The sequence below is a fragment of the Kitasatospora sp. NPDC097605 genome (genome assembly GCF_040302725.1).
GTDB lineage: Bacteria > Actinomycetota > Actinomycetes > Streptomycetales > Streptomycetaceae > Kitasatospora.
On record NZ_JBEOSF010000013.1, the window covers coordinates 1 to 2,731 of the forward strand.

Consider the following 2,731-nt stretch of genomic DNA (forward strand, 5'->3'; position numbering starts at 1 on the left):
GTCAGCACCGTCACCTCGGCACCCTCATGCGCCTCCGCGATCCGCAGCGCCTGCTCCACGCCGTACTCGTCCAGCTCCGACAGAAGGCCGTCCACACCCTCCCGGTCGGTGGTGTGATCGTCCGAGAAACGACGGTCACCCGTCGCGTCCGGCACGTACTTCACACAGACAACGATCCTCAAGCTCATGAGCGGTTCTCCTGGTACGGGTGCACTGGTCGGATGCACTGGTCCACGGCCCCGGCCGCGCGGGGGTACTGAGTGCCAGATCCGCCCTTGGCCGGTTCTGGCCCGTCGGCTCTCCACGACAGCTTCCGAGGCTCTCCCGAGAGAATACGGCACTCAGTACCCCTCGTAAAGGAACTCAGTACCCTTTGCGGCCTTCCGGGGCTCCGGGCGGCGTGGGCAAGGGCGCCGCAAGGTTTGTGCAAGACCGGCCAGGAGCCGTCATGGAATCCGCCAGACCGCCCGGGCAGACCCCCGCCGGGGCCACCGAGACCCGGGGTCCCGGTCCGGGATCAAGGAGGGGGAACGACATGACCTTGGTGCACGGGGAAGTCGACGAAGTCAACCACGGGGAACGGTCCGGCGGGGAGCACGACCGGCCGGAGGAGCGGCACGACCTGGCCGAGGGGCCTGACGGGACGGGCGGGCTCGACGGGAGCGGCGGGACCGGCGGGGGCCGGGCGGCCCGGCGCGAGCGCCCGTGGGCCACGCTCACCGACTGCAAGGAGGTGCTGGTCGTCGTCCACTCGATGGTCTACGGCCAGCGACTGCACGACATCTATCCGCTGCTCGCCGCGGACCTGCGGGTGCACGTCCAGTTCACCGTGGCGCCGCACGCGTTCAACGGGGGCGCGGCGGCCCACGTCCGGCGGCTCGGGGGCACGGTGCTGCCGTGGGAGGAGGCCGTCCGGCGGGAGTTCGACCTGGTGCTGGCCGCCGGGTCGCAGGGCCTGGAGCGGCTGCGCGGGCCGCTGGTCCGGCTGCCGCACGGGGCCGGGTACATCAAGCTCTCCCCGGCGGGGGCCGGGGCCGGGCACACGGTGGCCGGGCTCGGACCCGAGTACGTCACCTGGCAGGGGCGGCTGGTACCCGCCGCGTACGCGCTCGCCCACGAGGACGACCGCGCCGAACTGGGCCGCGGTTGCCCGGAGGCGCTGCCGATCGCCGAGGTCGTCGGCGACGGCTGCTACGACCGGATCGCCGCCGCGCTGCCGGCCCGCGAGCGGTACCGCGCCGCGCTCGGGCTGCGACCCGGCGAGCGGCTGGTGCTGGTCTGCTCCACCTGGGGCAGCGGCTCGCTGTTCACCCGGCTCGACGCCGTCCTGCCGCGGCTGGCCGCCGAACTGCCCCGGCACGGCTACCGCACCGCCCTGCTGGTCCACCCCAACGTGGCCGCCGCGCACAGCCCTTGGGCGGTGCGGTCGTGGGCGACGGCCACCGCGCGCGGGGCGGTCACCGTGCTCGCGCCCGAGGAGGACTGGCGCCCGCTGCTGGTCGCCGCCGACTTCGTCATCGGCGACCACGGCTCGGTCACCCTCTACGGCACCATGACCGGCGCGCCGATCCTGCTCGCCGAGTACCCGCACCGGAACGTCAACCCGCGCTCGCCCGGCGCGCTGCTCGCCCGCACCGCGCCGGCACTCAGCCCGTCCCACCCGCTCACCGCCCAACTCGGTTACGCCGCCGAGCAGTACCGGCGCGAGGAGTACGCGGCGATCGCGGCCCGGATCAGTTCCCGGCCGGGCGCCTTCGACCGGCGGATGCGGCGGCTGCTGTACCGCGTCCTCGGGCTGGGCGAGCCCGCCCACCTCCCGGAGCCGCCCGCGCTGCCACTGCCCGCACCGCTGTGGGCGGCGGGCGACGGGGGTGGCAGGAACGGCGGGAGCGGCGCACGGGCCGGGCTGGCGGGCCGGGCCGGACGGGACGACGGGTGACCGCGCTGCACACCGTGCGGCTCGCCCCGGCCGGGGCGGGCCGCACGCACGTCGAGGCCCGCATCCACTCCCCCGCCGGGGTCTGCCGCGGGCTGCTCGCCGGCGGCGGGCCGCTGGCCCGCGCGTTCGTCGACGAGCACCTGGCACTCGACCTCGCCGACCCCGACGCCGCCCGCTGGCGCCACCACGCCGATGTGCTCCACCTCGGTGCCGCCGCCCCCGGCCGACTGGCCGCCGTCCTGCGGGCCCACCCCGGCTGCGCGGTGGCCACCGCCGACGGCGAGGGCGGCACCCTGCTCGTACTGGCCCGCACGGGCGGCCGACTACTGCTCCGGCCCCGCCCGGGGCCCAGCGGCCCGCCCTCCCCCGCCCAGCGACTGGCCATCGGCTCCCTCGCCCACAGCTGGCTCGCCGCCGGCCGCACCCTCGCCGAGATCACCACCGTGACCGCCTACGCGGACACCGCCCAACCCCCCTGCCAGGGCTGCCCCCTGGCCGGCTGACCCGACACCCGGCGGGGCCTGACGGTCCGCCACCCGACAACCCGTACCGAGTCGCGGGCCCACATCGACCGCACCCTACGGTCGGCAGGGCCCTCCACCTCCCATCCTCCGCCGGGCGGCACCCACATCCGGCGTCACCCACCCCTGCCCATCACCTGGCGGCACCCACATCCGGCTGCCACCCACCCCTGCCCATCACCCGGCGGCACCACGTCCCGCCCAACCACACCAGCCACCCGCCCGTCACCTGGAAGGCAAGCGGCGAGGCGCAGCCGAAGCCGCCAGGGCA

General features: G+C 75.8%; 2 protein-coding genes and 1 pseudogene. 2 read left to right on the forward strand and 1 reads right to left on the reverse strand.

Annotated features, from left to right (window positions below):
- Positions 1-188, reverse strand: a pseudogene (locus ABTX81_RS16660) (electron transfer flavoprotein subunit beta); the annotation flags it as partial.
- Between the two features lie 347 nt (positions 189-535).
- Here ABTX81_RS16660 and ABTX81_RS16665 point away from each other — a divergent pair.
- Both ABTX81_RS16665 and ABTX81_RS16670 read left to right on the forward strand, forming a co-directional pair.
- Positions 536-1,939: a hypothetical protein gene (locus tag ABTX81_RS16665; RefSeq protein WP_350545620.1), complete on the forward strand. Its 1,404-nt coding sequence runs from the start codon at positions 536-538 to the stop codon at positions 1,937-1,939.
- Positions 1,936-2,442 carry a hypothetical protein gene (locus ABTX81_RS16670; protein WP_350545622.1) on the forward strand — a complete coding sequence of 169 codons (507 nt, stop codon included), beginning with the start codon at positions 1,936-1,938 and terminating at the stop codon, positions 2,440-2,442. Before ABTX81_RS16665 ends, ABTX81_RS16670 begins: the two co-directional genes overlap by 4 nt.
- Positions 2,443-2,731 lie beyond the last annotated feature (289 nt).